This is a genomic window from Micromonospora sp. DT4, assembly GCF_049841675.1.
Lineage (GTDB): Bacteria > Actinomycetota > Actinomycetes > Mycobacteriales > Micromonosporaceae > Micromonospora.
This window is the reverse complement of record NZ_JBNCKT010000121.1, coordinates 1-15,442: the sequence shown is the minus strand read 5'-3', so window position 1 is coordinate 15,442 and position 15,442 is coordinate 1. Positions and strand designations below refer to the sequence as shown.

Sequence of the window (15,442 nt, the reverse complement as noted above, 5' to 3'; positions counted from 1 at the left end):
CTGGGCGATGGCCCGACAGTCACCGGTGCACTCGAACCCCGATCGGCCCGAGTGAGACAAGGGTGCACCAATGAGCGTGAGTGCCACCGTGCCCGCAGGGGGCCCGCGGTGATCATCAACTGGCTCATCGGTGTCGCCGTGTCCGGTGGAGCGGCGATCGGGTTGGGCCTGTTCCTGGTGATCCGCGAGCTGGTGCCGGCCACTCCCGCGCTCGGGCCGGCGCTGCGCCGCCTGCACCAACCGCCGGGCACCGGGCGGGTGGCCGCTCCCGCCTCCCGCCGGTTGGACTGGCTGACCGGGATGTCCCGCTGGTTGCGACCGCCGCACCGGCAGCTCGCCCTGATCGGTCAGACCCCCGAGCAGTACGCGCTGTCGGTGCTGCTGTCCGCGCTGATCGGGCTGGCCACGCCGACCCTGCTCGGGGTGGCGCTGTTCGTCCTCGGCATCTCGCTGCCGCTGGTCGTACCGGTGCTCGGGGGCCTCGGCATGGCGTTGATCGCCGCTCTGCTGGCGCACCGGTCGGTGCTGACCAAGGCGAACGCCGCCCGCGACGAGTTCCGCCAGGCCGTGTGCACCTATCTGGACCTGGTGGCCCTACAGCTCTCTGCCGCGCACGGGCCGGTGCAGTCGCTGGAGCGGGCCGCCGCGGTCTGCGACGGCTGGGTGTTCGACCGCCTTCAGGAGGCGCTGCGGATCGCCCAGATGCAGATGCACGCGCCCTGGGACGAGCTGCGTGACCTCGCCGACAAGATCGGCATTCCGGAGTTGGGCGACGTCGGCGCGATCATGCGCTCATCCGGCAGCGAGGGCGCGCAGGTGCACGAGACCCTGCGCAGCCGTGCCGACTCGCTCCGCGACCAGATCCGCACCGACAACCTGGCCCGCGCCGAGGGCGTGACCAGCCGACTCGACATCCCGGGCGCGCTGCTCGTCTTCGTGCTGCTCGGTTTCGTCGTCTACCCGTTCATCGCCCGTGTCTGATCCGACCCCCAAGAAGGAGTACGCCATGTCCATCCTCACCTACCTGCACGTCGTGGTGACGACGCGCCTCGCCGAGCTGCGGCGCGACGGCGAGCGGGGCGACAGCCCGGTGCCGACCGCCGTGATCATCTTTGGTCTGGTCTTCGTGGCGACCATCGTCACCGGCCTGGCCCTGGGCAAGGCCAACGACTGGATGAAGGCCATTCCGAGCCACACGAACCCGAAGTAGCCGGCATGCGCCGAGCCACGTACCCGAGGTGGCGCCGGGCGGTTCTCGCTGCTCGGCGTCGTCTCGTGGCCGGCGACCGGGAGCGGGGCGCCAACCCGGTGGAGCTGGCCGTGGTGATGCCACTGATCCTGGTGCTGCTCTTCGCGTCACTCCAGGTGGCGGCCGTCTTCCTGGCCCGTTCCACGGCGTTGAACGCCGCCCAGAGCGGCGTCAACGCCCAGCGGCGGTACAACGCGTCCGACGGCGCCGGAACAGCCAGCGCCACCCGGTTCCTGTCCGCCACCGGCGGCTGGCTGCTGGGTTGGGACAAGGCCGGCGGTCCGAGCTGTGTGACCAGCGATGTCGACGTGACCTGCACGGTGACCGGCCGATCCCTGTCGGTCGTACCCGGCGTGGACTTTGCGATCCGGCAGACGGCGCACGGCCCGGTCGAGCGGGTGACAGCGCCGTGAGCCGAACCGCCGAGCGGGGCTCGGTCTCCATCGAGGTGGCGGTGCTCGCCCCCGCGTTCATCGCGCTGATGGTGCTGGCCGGCGTGGCCGGGCGCAGCGCGGTGGCGGCCGAGGCCATCGACGCCGCCGCGCACGACGCGGCCCGCGCCGCCTCGATCTCCCGGAACGCGGCCGACGCCCGCAAGGAAGCGCGCAACGCGGTTCAGCGGCAGTTGGACTGGCGAGGGTTCAGTTGCAGCGGCACTCCGACCCTGACGTTCAGCGGCTCGGTCGGAGGCGACATCACCAGCTTCGAGAAGGCGTACGGCAGCGCGCTCGGCCAGGATGCGACGGTCACCGTCACGGTCGCATGCCAGGTGTCCTTCCGGGATCTGCGCCTCTCGGCCGTGCCCGGCATGCCCAGCGAGAACCGCATCGAGGCCAGCTTCACCTCCCCACTGGACCGCTACCGGAGCCGACGATGACCGCCCGTACGCTCTCCGGCGACCACGGTCGGGTCAGCATCTTCCTGGCCGTGGCGATGATCGGCGTACTGGCCATCGTGGGGCTCTCGTTCGACGGCGCGGGCCAGCTCCGCATGCTGCAACGCGCCGACAACCTGGCCGCCGAGGCGGCCCGCGCGGGCGGACAGGCCATCGACCGGGCCACCGCGATCGAGGGCGGGCCGACGCGGATCAACCAGCCGCAGGCTCGCGTCGCGGTCGCCGACTACCTCGCCGCCGCCGGCTCCACCACCGGACACACCGTGAGCTTCCCGCAGATCGCCGGGGAGACCGTCGTCCGGGTACGCCTCACGATCACCTACCGCCGCTCGATGCTCGGCCTGTTCGGCTTCGCCGACCGGGTCACCGTCACCGGCGAGGCGACCGCGCGGGCCATCACCGCAGGACCGTAGGAAGGAAGGCAGCCATGTCCGCATCGGGTCGGTCCGTCGTACGACGGACGGGACGTGTCCTCACCGGTCTCGGCGCGCTCGTCGTGCTCTGCGCCCTGGTGGCGGGCGCGCCGGTCGCGTTGCTCGCCTTCGCCGGCAATCCCCTGCCCGATCATCTGCCCACTCTGGCCGAGGTGGGCACAGCCCTGACCAGCCGGGACGACGGACAACTCTTCCTGCGGGCCCTGGCGCTGGCCGGTTGGTTCGGCTGGGCCACGTTCGCCTTCTCGGTCCTCGTCGAGTTGGGCGCGCAGACCCTGCGCCGGCCCGCGCCGAAGCTGCCGGGGATGAGCCGCCAGCAGAAGGCCGCCGCCGCGCTTGTCGGTTCCGTCGCCCTGATCCTCGCGGCCAGCCCGGCCGCCGCCAGCGCCGCGGCGGTCTACACCGGCCCGGCGTACGCCCAGCCGAGCGCGTCGGCCACCATCGCACAGCTCACGCAGAGCGCCCCGCTGGGCCTGGCCGCGAACGGGCCCCGCGAGGCCCTGGGGAGTGGACCGCTCGGACTTGTCGCGCCCGGCGGGCCGAGCGCCGGCGACCGGACTGCGCCGGTGTACCGCGTCGCCCGGGGCGACTACCTCGGCGAGGTGGCCGAGCGGTACCTCGACGAGTTCGACGACTACCGGCAACTCGCCAAGCTGAACCGGTTGGACGACCCGGACCGGATTCGTCCCGGGCAACTGCTCCGGCTACCGGCGGAGGCCACCGACCAGGGCGCACGCCAGCACGCGACCGGCAAACTCGTCGGTCGGCCCGCCGCGCCCAAACCGCCCGCAGCGCGACCGACGCCGGAGCGGTCGACGCCGGAGCGGTCGACGCCGGAGCGGTCGACGCCGGAGCGCGCGGAGCAGACACCACCCAGCGGTACGGAGTCGACCGGTCAGCCCCCCACGATGACCGTCGGCGCGGCCCGGGCCAGCACCACCGACCGGGTGAACCGACCCCTCGCCGTCTCCGCCGTGCTGGCCGTGGCGAGCATCGTCGGCGCCCAGATCGGCGCGGTTCTCGGGCTGCGCCGACGCCCCGCCACCTCCGGCGCCGCACCCCGGTTGACCGCGGCCGCTGGTACCCCGCGACGCCGGGCGACCGGCGTCGGCGGCAGTTCCACCACCGAGAGCCGCGCCGCTCGGACCGGCAGCCCTGGTCAGAGCGGTGATGCGGGCCGAGCTGGCAGTGGCGCTGCCTGGGCCGCCCGTCGTGCGGCGGCGGCCACCGAGACGCCCGCCTCGCCCACCGGCACGCCGATGGCCTTGCCCGATCACACTGCCGGGGCTGTCGGCGAGTGGGCCAACGACGACGGCGTACAGGGCGGTCGGCACCGGCGCGGTTGAGCCGGCACCCGCACGCGTAGGTCGCGGCCCACGCCTCGCCCGCACAGGGCCCCACCCCCGATCCTCGCAGCCCACGGGCGGCTGACGCCCGGAGTCGAGGCCGGCACACGACCCCACGCCCGGAGCGGACACCCCACACAGGCCGATGCCACAGAGTCATCTTGATGACTCTGTGGCATCAACACGTTGAGGGTGACCGGTCGCTCTCAGGGCAGGCGGGTCTGCAGCACGCCGTCCTGGACGCGGGTGGGCAGGATCTGCTGGTCGTTGCCGGAGGGCCCCTGCACGACCTCGCCGCCGTTGAGGCGGAACGCGCTGCCGTGCCACGGGCAGACCACGCAGGCGTGGCCGTCGATCTCCTGGACCTCGCCCTCGCCCAACGGTCCGCTCTGGTGCGGGCAGCGCTCCAGCATCACGGTGACCTCGTCACCGTGTCGGTAGAGGATCACCGAGATGTTGTCGTCCACCTCGCGAGTGATCAGCGTGCGCTGCGGCAGGCTCGCCATGTCGGCCAGCGAGTGCCACCCGTCGCTCATCCGGTGCAGCTCGGACACGCTCTGGTTGACCTGGGCGCCCTGCTTGTACGCCAGGTGCCCACCGATGTACGCGCCGAGGCTGACGGCGGAGAGGCCGAGGAACCCGAGCGCCTTACCGACACCGCTCCGCCCGGAGAGCCGCGCCGCCAGCGATCCGGCGTAGAGGCCGACACCGACGGTGTTCGCGGCGGCGTGCACGAGGCCGACCCGGCGCTGATCCCGGGAGAGCGCCGCCCAGTCGTTCAACCCGGCGACCGCCGCCGGCAGCGCGCTGACCGTCCCCAGGCCGACCAGCACGGTTGCCGGCCGGCGCTGCCCCGGCATCAGGTCCAGCACGGCGGCGCTGATCCACGCCCCGACCGGCACCTGCACCATGGCCGGGTGCAGCGGGTGCCCCAGCGTCACGCCGTGCAGCAGGTCCCGCAGCCGGCGCGGTCGCAGCGTCCCCAGGACCACCTTCTGCAACCGGTCACCGGCGCGGTCCAGTCGGGAGTCCTGTTCAACCTTCGTCAATAGCTCTCGCACGAGTACCGACTTCCCGGCGATCGCCATCACAAACCGACCACCGGCGACAAACCTGCCGCGTCCCCCTTCCGCGCCGATCTCCCTCGGGGCGGAGGCGGGGTGCGCAGGTCCGGGGGTGGGGGCATGCTGGCGGGATGGGTGTACGGAGGACCTGATCCTCACCGGGCGGGCGGTGCCGGCCGACGAGGCGTACGCGATGGGGTTGGTCAACCGGGTGGTGCCGCCGGGCCAGGCGCGGGCGGCGGTAGACCTTGCTTTGAAAGAACTCGACATCTTGACGGCAGGGCGCGACAGAATTAGGGATTGGCACGGTATGCCAGGGCTTGGGCACCAAAAAGGCCGCCGACCGCGAGAGCGGTCGACGGCCTTGAAGGGCGGTCGGTCAGTACGTCAGGAGCACGGTCAGCGGCCGGGCGCGGGCGCGGTGGAGCCGCGGACCACCAGTTCGGGCTCGAACAGCAGCTCGTCCTGGAGGACGCCGACACCCTCGATCTGGGTCACCAGCAGGTCCACCGCGGCCTGCCCCATCGTCTCGATCGGCTGCCGCACCGTGGTAAGCGGCGGATCGGTGCAGGTCATGAACGCGGAGTCGTCGAAGCCCACCACCGAGATGTCGGTCGGCACCGCGCGGCCCAGGCGCCGGGCGGCCCGGATCGTGCCCAGGGCCAGGACGTCGCTGGCGCAGATGATGCCGGTCACGCCGCGTTCGACCAGTTTGGTCGCGGCGACCCGCGCGCCCTCCATCGAGAAGCTGGAACGCTCGACGCACTCCCGTTCGGCGTCACCCCAGTTCGCAGCCTGGACCATCGCGTCCAGCTTGCGGCGGGACGGCACGTGCCCCTCCGGGCCGAGCACCATGCCGATCCGCTCGTGGCCGAGGGAGCGCAGGTGTCCGTACGCCTGCTCCACCGCCACCGCGTCGTCGGTCGAGACCCGGGGGAAGCCCAACTCGTCCACACCGGCGTTGACCAGAACCACCGGAAGGCCCCGGTCGGTCAGCCGCCGGTAGTGGTCGTGCCGCGCGTCGGCAAGCGCGTACGAGCCGCCAGCGAAGATCACGCCGGACACCTGGTGGTCGAGAAGCATCTCCACGTAGTCCATCTCGGACACGCCGCCGATGGTGCGGGCGCAGAGCGCCGGCGTGTAGCCGCGCTGGGCGAGGGTCCCGGTGACCACCTCGGCGAGCGCCGGGAAGATCGGGTTCTGCAACTCGGGCAGCACCAGCCCGACCAGCCGGGCACGCTCTCCGCGCAGCTTGGTCGGCCGCTCGTAGCCGAGCACGTCGAGCGCGGTCAGCACGGCCGTCCGGGTCGCCTCGGAGACACCGCCCCGGCCGTTGAGCACCCGGCTGACGGTGGCCTCGCTGACGCCCGCCTTCTTGGCAACTTCAGTCAACCGCTTGGTCACGGCCGCAGTCGTACGTCACACCAATGAAAGAAATGAACCGCGAGGCGGTCGGCTTTTGCGGCACAACTGTCGCACCTTGCCACGATTCCTCCAGCGGAATCCGGCTGCCGCCGTCAGGACAGGTCGCGCAGCGCGTCCTCGATGGCGCGGTGGAAGGTCGGGTACGCGTAGATCATGTGCCGCAGTTGGCTCAGCGGCACGGCCGCGTGCACCGCCACCACCAGCGCGGACAGCACCTCACCACCGGCCGGGCCGACCGACGTCGCGCCGATCAACACGCCCTGGTCGGCGTCCGCGATGAGCTTGATGAAGCCCTCGTCACCGACCTGGTGGATCCAGCCCCGGGTCGAACTGCTCAACTTGGTGAACCCGACCTGCACGTTGATGCCGCGTTCGCGGGCCTGCCGCTCGGTCAGCCCCACGGCGCCGACCTCGGGATCGGTGAAGGTCACCCGGGGCAGCGCGCGGTAGTCGGCGCGCGGGACGGTGCCGGCCGACCCGCTCGATCCGCTCGCGGCCAGCGAACTGGAGGAGCCCATCGCGCCGCCGACGACGCTGGCGGTCCCGCTGGCGTCCGGACCGGCCGTCGCCTGCCGGTAGTGGGCGAGCACATCGGACACCACGATGGCCGCCTGGTACATGGCGATGTGGGTGAACGCCCCCTCGCCGGTCACGTCGCCCACCGCCCAGACCCCGTCGGTCACCTGCATCCGGTCGTCCACCGGCAGGTAACGCTGCGCGGCGTCCACACCGACGGTGTCCAGCCCCAACTCCTCGAGGTGTGCCCGGCGGCCGGTCACCACGAGCAGTCGATCGGCGGTGAACTCGGACCCACCACCGCCGTGCAGCGTGAAACGGTCGCCGTTGTGCTCAACCCGCTCGGCGCGTACACCGGTGTGGATCTCGACGCCGTCGGCGCGCAGCGCGGCGGCGGCCACCTCGGACGCCTCCGGTTCCTCCACGGCCAGCACCCGGTCCAACGCCTCCACCACCGTGACGCGGACGCCGAAGCGCGCGAAGACCTGGGCCAGCTCCAGCCCGATCGCGCCACCGCCGAGCACCAGCAACGACTCCGGCAACTCCTCGACCTCGACCGCCTGGTGGTTGGTCCAGTACGGCGTGTCGGCCAGGCCGTCGATCGGCGGCACCGAGGGGCGGGTGCCGGTGCCCAGGACGACGCCGTGCCGGGCCTGGAAGACCAGGTCACCGACCTGGACCCGCCCCGGACCGTCGAGCCGGCCACTGCCCCGGACGAACCGGCCGCCCTTGCCGGTGAACCGCTCGACCGCGACCTTGTCGTCCCAACTGTCGGTGGCTTCCTCGCGGATACGCTTCGCCACCGGCGCCCAGTCCGGCTGAACCTGCGCGGTGCCCGCCAGGCCGTCGACCCGGCGCGCCTCGGCCAGCGCGTTCGCGGCCCTGATCATCATCTTGCTCGGGATGCAGCCCCAGTACGGGCACTCGCCGCCGACGAGGTCCCGTTCGATGCCGACGACGCTCAGGCCGGCCTCGGCGAGTCGCTCGGCCACCTCCTCGCCGCCGACCCCGAGCCCCACCACCACAACATCCACCAGCTCCGGCTCTGCCACCCCGACAGCATCCCCCAGCGGCCCCGCCCCGACCATCGGGGTCCGGAAAAGTCGGCGGGGTCACGGCCTCTGACCACCTACGGTGAGCGGATGCACGCACGCTTCGCACCCGTCCGGGACTGCTTCCACGACCTGCTGGCCGCCGGCCGAGAGAGCGGCGCCAGCCTCACCGTCTGGTACGACGGCCAGCAGGTGCTCGACCTGGTCGGCGGATCCCGCACCGGCGACGGCCCGTCCGGCCAGCCGTGGCGACCGGACACCCTGGTCAACGTCTACTCGGTCGGCAAGCCGCTGGCCGCGCTGTGCCTGCTGCTGCTCGTCGACCGGGGGCGCGTCGACCTGGACTCGCCCGTCGAGGAGTACTGGCCGGAGTTCCGTACCCCGGCCACCGTGCGACAGGTCTTGTCGCACACCGCCGGGCTGCCGGCCTTCCCGGTGCGCCGGCCGGCCACCGCGATCACGGACTGGGCGCTGCTCGCCGGTGACCTAGCCGCCGCCGACCCCGAATGGCCGCCAGGAACGCTGGCCGGCGAGCACGCCTGGACCTACGGCCACCTGGTGGGTGAGCTCGTCCGCCGGGTGGACGGCCGCAGCGTGGGCCGCTTCCTCGCCGACGAGATCGCCGGACCGTGGCAGCTCGACCTCGGATTCGGCCTGGTCGAGGCGGACCAACGGCGTTGCGCGGACCTGCGCTACGGCGACCCGCAGTGGCCGATCCGCAAGCTCGGCGAGCCGGACTCACTGCGGGCGAGGGCGCTGGGCAACCCGGCCGGCGGGCTGGACCTCGCCGTGCTGAACAGCCCCCTGTGGCGCGCCGCCGAGATGCCCGCGGTCAACCTGCACGCCACCTCCGTCGGCCTGGGTCGGCTCTACGCGGGTCTGCTGGCCGGCGGCGTCCTGGACGGCGTACGGCTGTTCAGCCCCGGCCTTCTCGACGAGGCGACCCGGGTCCAGTACGACGGCCCGGACCTGGTGCTCGACCGGCGGGTCCGGTGGACGCTGGGCATGCAGTGGGAGCCGGACGGCAGTTGGGGCATGGGTGGCCTCGGCGGCGGCAGCGCGTGGGCCGACCCGGAGCGCGGCTACGCGCTCGCGTACGTCACGGCACAGCTCGCCGAGCACGACCGCGTCGACGAGGTGGCCGAGGCCCTGCACTCGGTGCTCTGACACACGCTGGGCTCAGCGCAGCCAGACCGGGTCGGTGCCGGGTGTTGGCCACGTCCCCGTCGAGGAGCCAGCGGAAGAAGACCTGCACGCCCGCCGCCGGTGGGCGTGGCGGCTGACGTCGGCGGAGAGCGCCACCGCGGTGCCCCCGGTCACGGGGCCGCCGGCTGGACCGTCGGACCGGCGATCGTGACCGGGGTACCCGTCGACGTGAGCAGAGCACGGGCCGCCACCGCCATCCGTCGCCGCTGCGGTACCAGGGCGCGGCGGGCGAAGACGTCGTAGTCCTGGGCGGCCACCTCGTCGAGGATGCCGCCGTAGAGCGCGTACGCGGTGCGCATGCACGCCTGCGAGGCGGGAGCGAGCATGGTGATGCCCGGCGCGGCGGCGGCGTAGTGCGCCTGGGCGCGGGTCACCTCGTACTCGATCAGTTCGCGCGTGCGGGGCGTGCCGCGCCTCCGGTCGCGGGCCTCGATCAGCTCCTCGCGGGTGACGCCGAACTTCGCCAGGTCCTCGTCGGGGAGGTAGGTACGGCCCCGGTCGAGGTCCTCGGCGACGTCGCGGATGAAGTTGGTGAGCTGGAAGGCGAAGCCGAGCTGCCGGGCCGGCTCACGGGCCGCCGCCGGGTCGGTGCTGCCCAGGATCGGCAGCATCATCGTCCCGATGACCGCCGCCGAGCCCTCCATGTAGTCGAGCAGGTGGTCGTACGTCGGGTACGAGGTGACCGTCAGGTCCATCGCCATGCTCCGGAGAAACGACGCGAAGTCGTCCCGGTCGAGATCGAAGACGGCGATCGTGTGCAGCACGGCCGGCAGCAACTCGTCGTCGACCGGCGCGCCGTGCAGGCCGGCCACGAAACGGCTGGCCCAGTCGTCGAGCAGGGCGGCCCGCTCGGCCGGTGGCAGGTCCCCGGTGCGGTCGACGATCTCGTCGGCGTACCGGGTGAATCCGTAGAGAGCGTGCACATGTCGTCGTTTCCACGCGGGAAGCAACCGGGTGGCGAGATAGTAGGTGCGGCCGTAGCGTCTGTGCACTTCACGGCACCGGTCATAGGCAGCGGTGAGATCAGTGTCCACCGGCCCTCCTCAAATATCGACGCACCAATCGACGCAACTCGCACCCTAGGGTACGCTCGCCCTCATGGCCAACGACGCAGTTGCGGGCAATGCGGTACGTGTGGCACCGGCGGGGCCGGGCGAGCGGGACAATCCGGTCCGCGCCATCCTGGCCGCGTATACCCAGGACCTGATCACCGCGGTGAACGAGACCCTCTCCACATTCCTCACCGCCGAGGTCGACGCCCTCACCGAGATCGACGCAGCCATGGGCGGATTCGCGTCCGCCGCACGCGCGGCCGTGCTCTCCGGCGGCAAGCGAATCCGGTCCACGTTCGGCTACTGGGGCTGGCGCGGCGCGGTCGACGCCAACGAGCCACTCCCACCGGTGCTGCCCGCGCTGGCCGCTCTCGAACTGCTACACACCTTCGCGCTGGTCCACGACGACGTGATGGACGCCTCCACCACACGGCGCGGCCAGCCCACCACACACGTCGCGCTCGCCGCCCAGCACGTCGCCGCCGGCCACCGGGGCGACCCCGACCGGTTCGGCGAGGCGGCCGCCGTGCTGATCGGCGACCTCTGCATGGTCTGGGCCGACAAGCTGCTCTCCCGCGCCACCATCACCCCGGCCCGACTGTTCGAGGTCCGCCGCTGCTACGACCAGATGCGGGTCGAGACGGTCGCCGGTCAGTACCTCGACGTACTCGGCGAGAACGACCCCGACAGCTGGTCGGTCGACCGGGCACTGCGCGTGGCCCGCTACAAGACCGCCAGCTACACCGTGCAGCGACCGCTGCTCTTCGGCGCCTGCCTCGCCGGGGTGACGACCGATGCCACGCTGGTCACCGCGTACACCCGCTACGGCCTGGCCGTCGGCGAGGCGTTCCAGCTCCGCGACGACCTGCTCGGCGTCTACGGCGACCCTGCGGCGACCGGCAAACCGGCCGGCGACGACCTGCGCACCGGCAAGCCGACCACGCTGCTCATGTTGGCCCGGCAACTGGCGACGCCCAGCCAGCGCCGGGCCCTGGAGCAGACCGACGGCGAGCCGGTCGACCGGCTCGCCGACCTGGTCGCCGAGACCGGTGCGGTGGCCCGGGTGGAGCGAATGATCGCCGAGCGGGTGGGCGACGCCCTGGCCGCGCTCGACAGTGCGCCCGTGGACCACACGGCGCGGACCGCGCTGACCGGACTGGCCACCGCTGCCACCAGTCGGCGGGCCTGATGACCGAGTATCTCGAGGAGGTGGTCACGTGCGGACGGTGACAGGACGGACGGACCGGGTGGTTGTCGTGGGCGCCGGGCTGGGCGGGCTCGCCTGCGCGCTGCACCTCGCCGGCAGCGGCCGACAGGTGTCGGTGCTGGAACGCGAGCCGGTCCCCGGCGGACGCGCCGGACGGCTGGCGGTCGACGGCTACGAGTTCGACACCGGCCCGACCGTGCTCACCATGCCCGACCTCATCGCCGAGGCGCTCGGCGCGGTCGGCGAAAAGCTGCACGACTGGCTCGACCTCACTCCGCTGGACCCGGCCTACCGGGCGTACTACCCGGACGGGTCGACCCTCGACGTGCGCACCGACACCACCCGGATGGCGGCCGAGATCTCCCGGGTCTGTGGTCCCCGCGAGGCCGACGGTTACCTGCGCTTCGTCGACTACGCGCGCGAGCTGTGGCGGCTGGAGCGGGCCGACTTCATCGAGCGCAACCTGGACGCGCCGACCGACCTGCTCACCGGCAATCTCCTCAAGCTGCTCGCCGGCGGGGCCTTCCGCCGCCTCCAAACGAAGATCAACCAGTTCTTCCGGGACCCGCGTACCCAGCGGCTCTTCTCCTTCCAGGCGATGTACGCCGGCCTCGCGCCGCACGACGCGCTGGCCATCTACGCGGTCATCGCGTACCTCGACTCGGTGGCCGGTGTCTACTTCCCCCGCGGCGGCATCCACGCGGTCTCCCGGGCAATGGCCGGCGCGGCCGAGAAGCACGGCGTGCAGATCCGGTACGACACGACGGTGACCCGGGTGGAGACCACGAATGGCCGGGCCACGGGCGTGATCACCGCCGACGGCGAGCTGGTGCCCGCGGACGTGGTGGTGCTCAACCCGGACCTGCCGGTCGCCTACCGGGACCTGCTCCCCGCCGCGCCCACGCGACGCCTCACCTACTCACCGTCCTGCGTCGTCCTGCACGTCGGGTCGCGACAGGGCTACGCGAAGATCGCCCACCACAACATCCATTTCGGACGCGCGTGGAAGGGCACCTTCGATGAGGTCATCCGCAGGGGCGAGTTGATGACCGATCCATCGCTGTTGGTCACCAATCCCAGCCGTACCGACCCGTCGGCGGCCCCGCCGGACCGGCACACCTACTACGTGCTCGCGCCCGTCCCGAACCTCGACCGGGCACCCTTCGAGTGGCGCGGCGACCTGACCCGCCGCTACGGCGACCAGCTCATCGCGACGCTCGAGGAGCGCGGCTACGTCGGGTTCAGCGCCGGGGTGGAGGTCTTGCAGGCGATCACCCCCGCCGAGTGGGCCGAGCAGGGCATGGCCGCCGGTACGCCGTTCGCCGCCGCGCACACACTCTTCCAGACCGGGCCGTTCCGCCCGTCGAACCTGCACCGCCACCTGTCGAACGTCGTCTTCGTCGGCTCCGGAACCCAACCCGGCGTGGGCGTACCGATGGTGTTGATCTCCGGCAAGCTGGCCGCCGGCCGAATCACGGGAGAGGGACGTTGAGCGCCCGCGAGGACCATCTCGTCGAGCTGGTCGACGACGCCGGCCAGGCCCACGGTGACACCACCGTCGCCGAAGCCCACCAACCGCCCGGGCAACTGCACCGGGCCTTCTCGGTGGTGCTTGTCGATCCGGATGGTCAGGTGCTGCTGCAACGACGGGCCGCGGTCAAGACCCGCTTCCCCCTGCGGTGGGCGAACTCCTGCTGCGGCCACCCCCGACCGGGCGAGTCACTCGCCGAGGCGGCCAACCGGCGGCTGCGCGAGGAACTGGGCACCGGTCCGGTCGAGTTGACCGAGGTGGGCGTCTACGTCTACTACGCCGAGGACCCGACCACCGGTCGCGTCGAGTTCGAGTACGACCACGTGCTGCGCGGCGAGTTCCTGCCCGGCACGCCGCTCGAGCCCGACCCGGATGAGGTGGCCGAACTGCGCTGGGCAGACCCGGCCGCCCTGGAAACCGAACTCGACCGAGACCCCCGGTCGTACGCACCCTGGCTGGGCGGGGTGGTGAACCGTCTGCTGCGGCCCTCGGGTTCTCCGTCGGACGTACCCGGGTCCACCATGGCCCCGCCCGGATCGCCGGCGGACGACGCGGCGGAGCGGCCGGGTGGCCGATGAGGCGTTGAGCGCGGGCGCCGTCGCGCGCCGGCTGGGGGTCGCGGTCACCACGCTGCGTACCTGGCACCAGCGCTACGGGCTCGGACCGAGCGAGCACGTGCCCGGCCATCACCGCCGGTACACGCTAGCCGACCTGGCTCGCCTCGAAACCATGCGGCGGTTGACCGCCGATGGCGTCAGCCCCGCCGAGGCGGCCCGGTGGGCCAGGCAGACACCGGACCGGACGCCCGTGGACTCCGGCGTCCGGGGCCGGACCCGACCGTCGAGCCGCGACGGCGGCGGCGCCATCCCGGTGGGCCGCGCCGGCCCGGCGGCCCGGGGCCTGGCCCGCGCCGCCATGCGCCTGGACGCGGCGGCGATCAACGACACTATCGCGCACACGATCGCCGCCAGCGGAGTCGTCGCCACCTGGGAGACCCTGCTGCGGCCCGTGCTCGCCGGCATCGGTGACCGACATGTCGCCACCTCCGGCCTCATCGAGGTGGAACACCTGGTCTCCCGGTGCGTGTCGGAGGCGTTCGCCGCCGCCAGCCGGACCAACGCGCCCGCCGGACCCGCCCGGATCCTGCTCTCCTGCGCCGACGAGGAGCAGCACACACTCCCCCTGGAAGCACTGGCCGCCGCGCTCGCCGAGGCCGGGGTGAGCTACCGGATGCTGGGTGCCCGTGTGCCGGTGACCGCCCTCGTCGAGGCGGTCAGCCGAACCGGGCCCGCCGCCGTGGTGCTCTGGTCACACACCCGGGCCACCGCCGACCCGGCCCAGCTCAGCGCGCTGCTCGCCGCGCCCCGCCGCCCGCTGCTGATCCTCGCCGCCGGCCCTGGCTGGCGGGCCGACGGTTTGCCCGCCGGGGTGGTCCGGCCGGTCGACCTGGCCGAGGCGGTCTCGCTGACGGTCGCGGTCCGTGATTCGCTCGACCAATCGCGGGAAGCCTGACCGACCTGTCGGCTCCCCGGGGGCTTCCACTACCGTCGAGAAATCCGCCCACCCCGACCCTCCGGGAGCGAACAGATGCAAGCCCGCGCCGCCCTGGCGTCCGTCCTCGCTGTGGTGCTGGTCTTGTCCGGTTGCGCTCAGCCAGACAGCGCCATCCACGCCGCCGGTCGACCGCAGCCCGTCGAGTCGACCAGCGGGCCCACGCCGAAGCCCACCCCGTCACCCAGTGCCACCCGTACCAAGCCCACAAAGCCGCCGCTGCGGCCGCTGCCGAAGGAACTCCCGGCCGGACTGCGCCGCAACACCGGCGTACGCCCCGTGGCGCTCACGTTCGACGACGGGCCCAGCCCGGCATGGACGCCGAAGGTGCTCGACCAACTGAAGGCGGCCCACGTCACGGCCACCTTCTGTGTGGTGGGCCTCGAAGCCCAACGGCACCCCGAGCTGATCCGGCGGATCGTCCAGGAAGGCCACCAACTATGCAACCACAGTTGGCGTCACGACCTCGACCTCGCCCGCCGGCCGATCGCCGACATCAAGGCCGATCTGGCCCGCACCAACAAGGCCATCCAGACCGCCGCGCCGGGCACCCCGGTGACCTTCTACCGCCAGCCCGGTGGTCGGTGGACGCCGGAGGTCGTGACCGTCGCCAAGGAGCTCGGCATGCGCCCGCTGCACTGGGCCGTCGACCCGCAGGACTGGGACAAGCCGACCGCCGCCACCATCGCCACGCGGGTCCACAACGCGGCACGTCCCGGTTCCATCGTGCTGCTGCACGACGGGGGCGGTAACCGGGCCGCGACGCTCGCCGCCTGCCCCCACCTGATCGCCGACCTAAAGCACCGCTACGGCATCACCCGCCTCAAGTAGATGGGTTCTGACGCGAAGATTCCCTTCGCGTCAGAGGCGGTTGGTTCGCTTCACGACGCGTTCTCCAGGGTGACGCGGTATCC

General features: G+C 72.4%; 14 protein-coding genes and 4 pseudogenes. 13 read left to right on the top strand and 5 right to left on the bottom strand.

Annotated elements, in window-relative coordinates; all coding sequences use genetic code 11:
• Positions 1-111: 111 nt before the first annotated feature.
• The 6 genes and pseudogenes from ACLQ24_RS24890 to ACLQ24_RS24865 all read left to right on the top strand — a co-directional run.
• The gene (locus tag ACLQ24_RS24890) at positions 112-981 is read left to right on the top strand and encodes a type II secretion system F family protein (RefSeq protein WP_425894123.1); all 870 of its coding nucleotides are present in this window, start codon (positions 112-114) and stop codon (positions 979-981) included.
• 25 nt (positions 982-1,006) lie between these two features.
• Positions 1,007-1,210 carry a hypothetical protein gene (locus tag ACLQ24_RS24885; protein WP_425894122.1) on the top strand — a complete coding sequence of 68 codons (204 nt, stop codon included), beginning with the start codon at positions 1,007-1,009 and terminating at the stop codon, positions 1,208-1,210.
• 5 nt (positions 1,211-1,215) lie between these two features.
• On the top strand, positions 1,216-1,662 hold the full coding sequence (locus ACLQ24_RS24880) for a TadE/TadG family type IV pilus assembly protein (protein ID WP_425894121.1): 447 nt from the start codon (positions 1,216-1,218) through the stop codon (positions 1,660-1,662).
• Positions 1,659-2,126: a TadE/TadG family type IV pilus assembly protein gene (locus ACLQ24_RS24875; protein WP_425894120.1), complete on the top strand. Its 468-nt coding sequence runs from the start codon at positions 1,659-1,661 to the stop codon at positions 2,124-2,126. The genes ACLQ24_RS24880 and ACLQ24_RS24875 overlap by 4 nt, the downstream gene beginning before the upstream one ends.
• Entirely contained in the window at positions 2,123-2,557 is a 435-nt protein-coding gene (locus tag ACLQ24_RS24870) for a hypothetical protein (protein WP_425894119.1), read from the top strand. The genes ACLQ24_RS24875 and ACLQ24_RS24870 overlap by 4 nt, the downstream gene beginning before the upstream one ends.
• Positions 2,558-2,571: 14 nt before the next feature.
• Positions 2,572-3,672: pseudogene (locus tag ACLQ24_RS24865) on the top strand (LysM peptidoglycan-binding domain-containing protein); the annotation flags it as partial.
• A 458-nt stretch (positions 3,673-4,130) separates the two neighbouring features.
• On the opposite strand, the gene ACLQ24_RS24860 reads toward ACLQ24_RS24865, so the two are convergent.
• Positions 4,131-4,985 carry a DUF2231 domain-containing protein gene (locus ACLQ24_RS24860; RefSeq protein ID WP_425894118.1) on the bottom strand — a complete coding sequence of 285 codons (855 nt, stop codon included), beginning with the start codon at positions 4,983-4,985 and terminating at the stop codon, positions 4,131-4,133.
• 148 nt (positions 4,986-5,133) lie between these two features.
• On the opposite strand from ACLQ24_RS24860, the pseudogene ACLQ24_RS24855 reads away from it, so the two are divergent.
• Positions 5,134-5,233, top strand: a pseudogene (locus ACLQ24_RS24855) (crotonase/enoyl-CoA hydratase family protein); the annotation flags it as partial.
• A gap of 154 nt (positions 5,234-5,387) precedes the next feature.
• On the opposite strand, the gene ACLQ24_RS24850 reads toward ACLQ24_RS24855, so the two are convergent.
• The 3 genes and pseudogenes from ACLQ24_RS24850 to ACLQ24_RS24840 all read right to left on the bottom strand — a co-directional run.
• Complete coding sequence (locus ACLQ24_RS24850) at positions 5,388-6,392, bottom strand: LacI family DNA-binding transcriptional regulator (protein ID WP_425894117.1); 1,005 nt, start codon at positions 6,390-6,392, stop codon at positions 5,388-5,390.
• 113 nt (positions 6,393-6,505) lie between these two features.
• Positions 6,506-6,883 (bottom strand): annotated as a pseudogene (locus tag ACLQ24_RS24845) (NAD(P)/FAD-dependent oxidoreductase); the annotation flags it as partial.
• 113 nt (positions 6,884-6,996) lie between these two features.
• Positions 6,997-8,017, bottom strand: a pseudogene (locus tag ACLQ24_RS24840) (dihydrolipoyl dehydrogenase family protein); the annotation flags it as partial.
• Between the two features lie 54 nt (positions 8,018-8,071).
• Between ACLQ24_RS24840 and ACLQ24_RS24835 the strand changes: the two are divergent.
• A complete protein-coding gene (locus tag ACLQ24_RS24835; protein ID WP_425894116.1) occupies positions 8,072-9,148 on the top strand; it encodes a serine hydrolase domain-containing protein in 1,077 nt (358 codons plus the stop codon).
• Between the two features lie 149 nt (positions 9,149-9,297).
• Here the strand turns inward: ACLQ24_RS24835 and ACLQ24_RS24830 are convergent, their stop codons facing one another.
• Entirely contained in the window at positions 9,298-10,221 is a 924-nt protein-coding gene (locus ACLQ24_RS24830; RefSeq protein WP_425894115.1) for a phytoene/squalene synthase family protein, read from the bottom strand.
• Between the two features lie 64 nt (positions 10,222-10,285).
• Between ACLQ24_RS24830 and ACLQ24_RS24825 the strand changes: the two genes are divergently transcribed.
• The 5 genes from ACLQ24_RS24825 (at position 10,286) to ACLQ24_RS24805 (ending at position 15,359) form a co-directional block, all read left to right on the top strand.
• A complete protein-coding gene (locus ACLQ24_RS24825) occupies positions 10,286-11,428 on the top strand; it encodes a polyprenyl synthetase family protein (protein ID WP_425894114.1) in 1,143 nt (380 codons plus the stop codon).
• 28 nt (positions 11,429-11,456) lie between these two features.
• Positions 11,457-12,938 (top strand): phytoene desaturase family protein, encoded by a 1,482-nt coding sequence (gene crtI / locus ACLQ24_RS24820; protein WP_425894113.1) that lies wholly within the window; start codon positions 11,457-11,459, stop codon positions 12,936-12,938.
• Positions 12,935-13,555, top strand: a complete 621-nt coding sequence (gene idi, locus ACLQ24_RS24815; RefSeq protein ID WP_425894112.1) for an isopentenyl-diphosphate Delta-isomerase — start codon at positions 12,935-12,937, stop codon at positions 13,553-13,555. Before crtI ends, idi begins: the two co-directional genes overlap by 4 nt.
• Positions 13,545-14,489 (top strand): MerR family transcriptional regulator, encoded by a 945-nt coding sequence (locus ACLQ24_RS24810; RefSeq protein ID WP_425894111.1) that lies wholly within the window; start codon positions 13,545-13,547, stop codon positions 14,487-14,489. Before idi ends, ACLQ24_RS24810 begins: the two co-directional genes overlap by 11 nt.
• A gap of 75 nt (positions 14,490-14,564) precedes the next feature.
• Positions 14,565-15,359, top strand: a complete 795-nt coding sequence (locus ACLQ24_RS24805) for a polysaccharide deacetylase family protein (RefSeq protein ID WP_425894110.1) — start codon at positions 14,565-14,567, stop codon at positions 15,357-15,359.
• The last annotated feature ends 83 nt before the right edge of the window (positions 15,360-15,442 follow it).

Coding starts and splice junctions, on each gene's coding strand:
- ACLQ24_RS24870 (WP_425894119.1), top strand. CDS start 2,123: ATGACCGCCCGTACGCTCTCCGGCGACCACGGTCGGGTCAGCATCTTC.
- ACLQ24_RS24885 (WP_425894122.1), top strand. CDS start 1,007: ATGTCCATCCTCACCTACCTGCACGTCGTGGTGACGACGCGCCTCGCC.
- ACLQ24_RS24825 (WP_425894114.1), top strand. CDS start 10,286: ATGGCCAACGACGCAGTTGCGGGCAATGCGGTACGTGTGGCACCGGCG.
- ACLQ24_RS24880 (WP_425894121.1), top strand. CDS start 1,216: ATGCGCCGAGCCACGTACCCGAGGTGGCGCCGGGCGGTTCTCGCTGCT.
- ACLQ24_RS24805 (WP_425894110.1), top strand. CDS start 14,565: ATGCAAGCCCGCGCCGCCCTGGCGTCCGTCCTCGCTGTGGTGCTGGTC.
- ACLQ24_RS24835 (WP_425894116.1), top strand. CDS start 8,072: ATGCACGCACGCTTCGCACCCGTCCGGGACTGCTTCCACGACCTGCTG.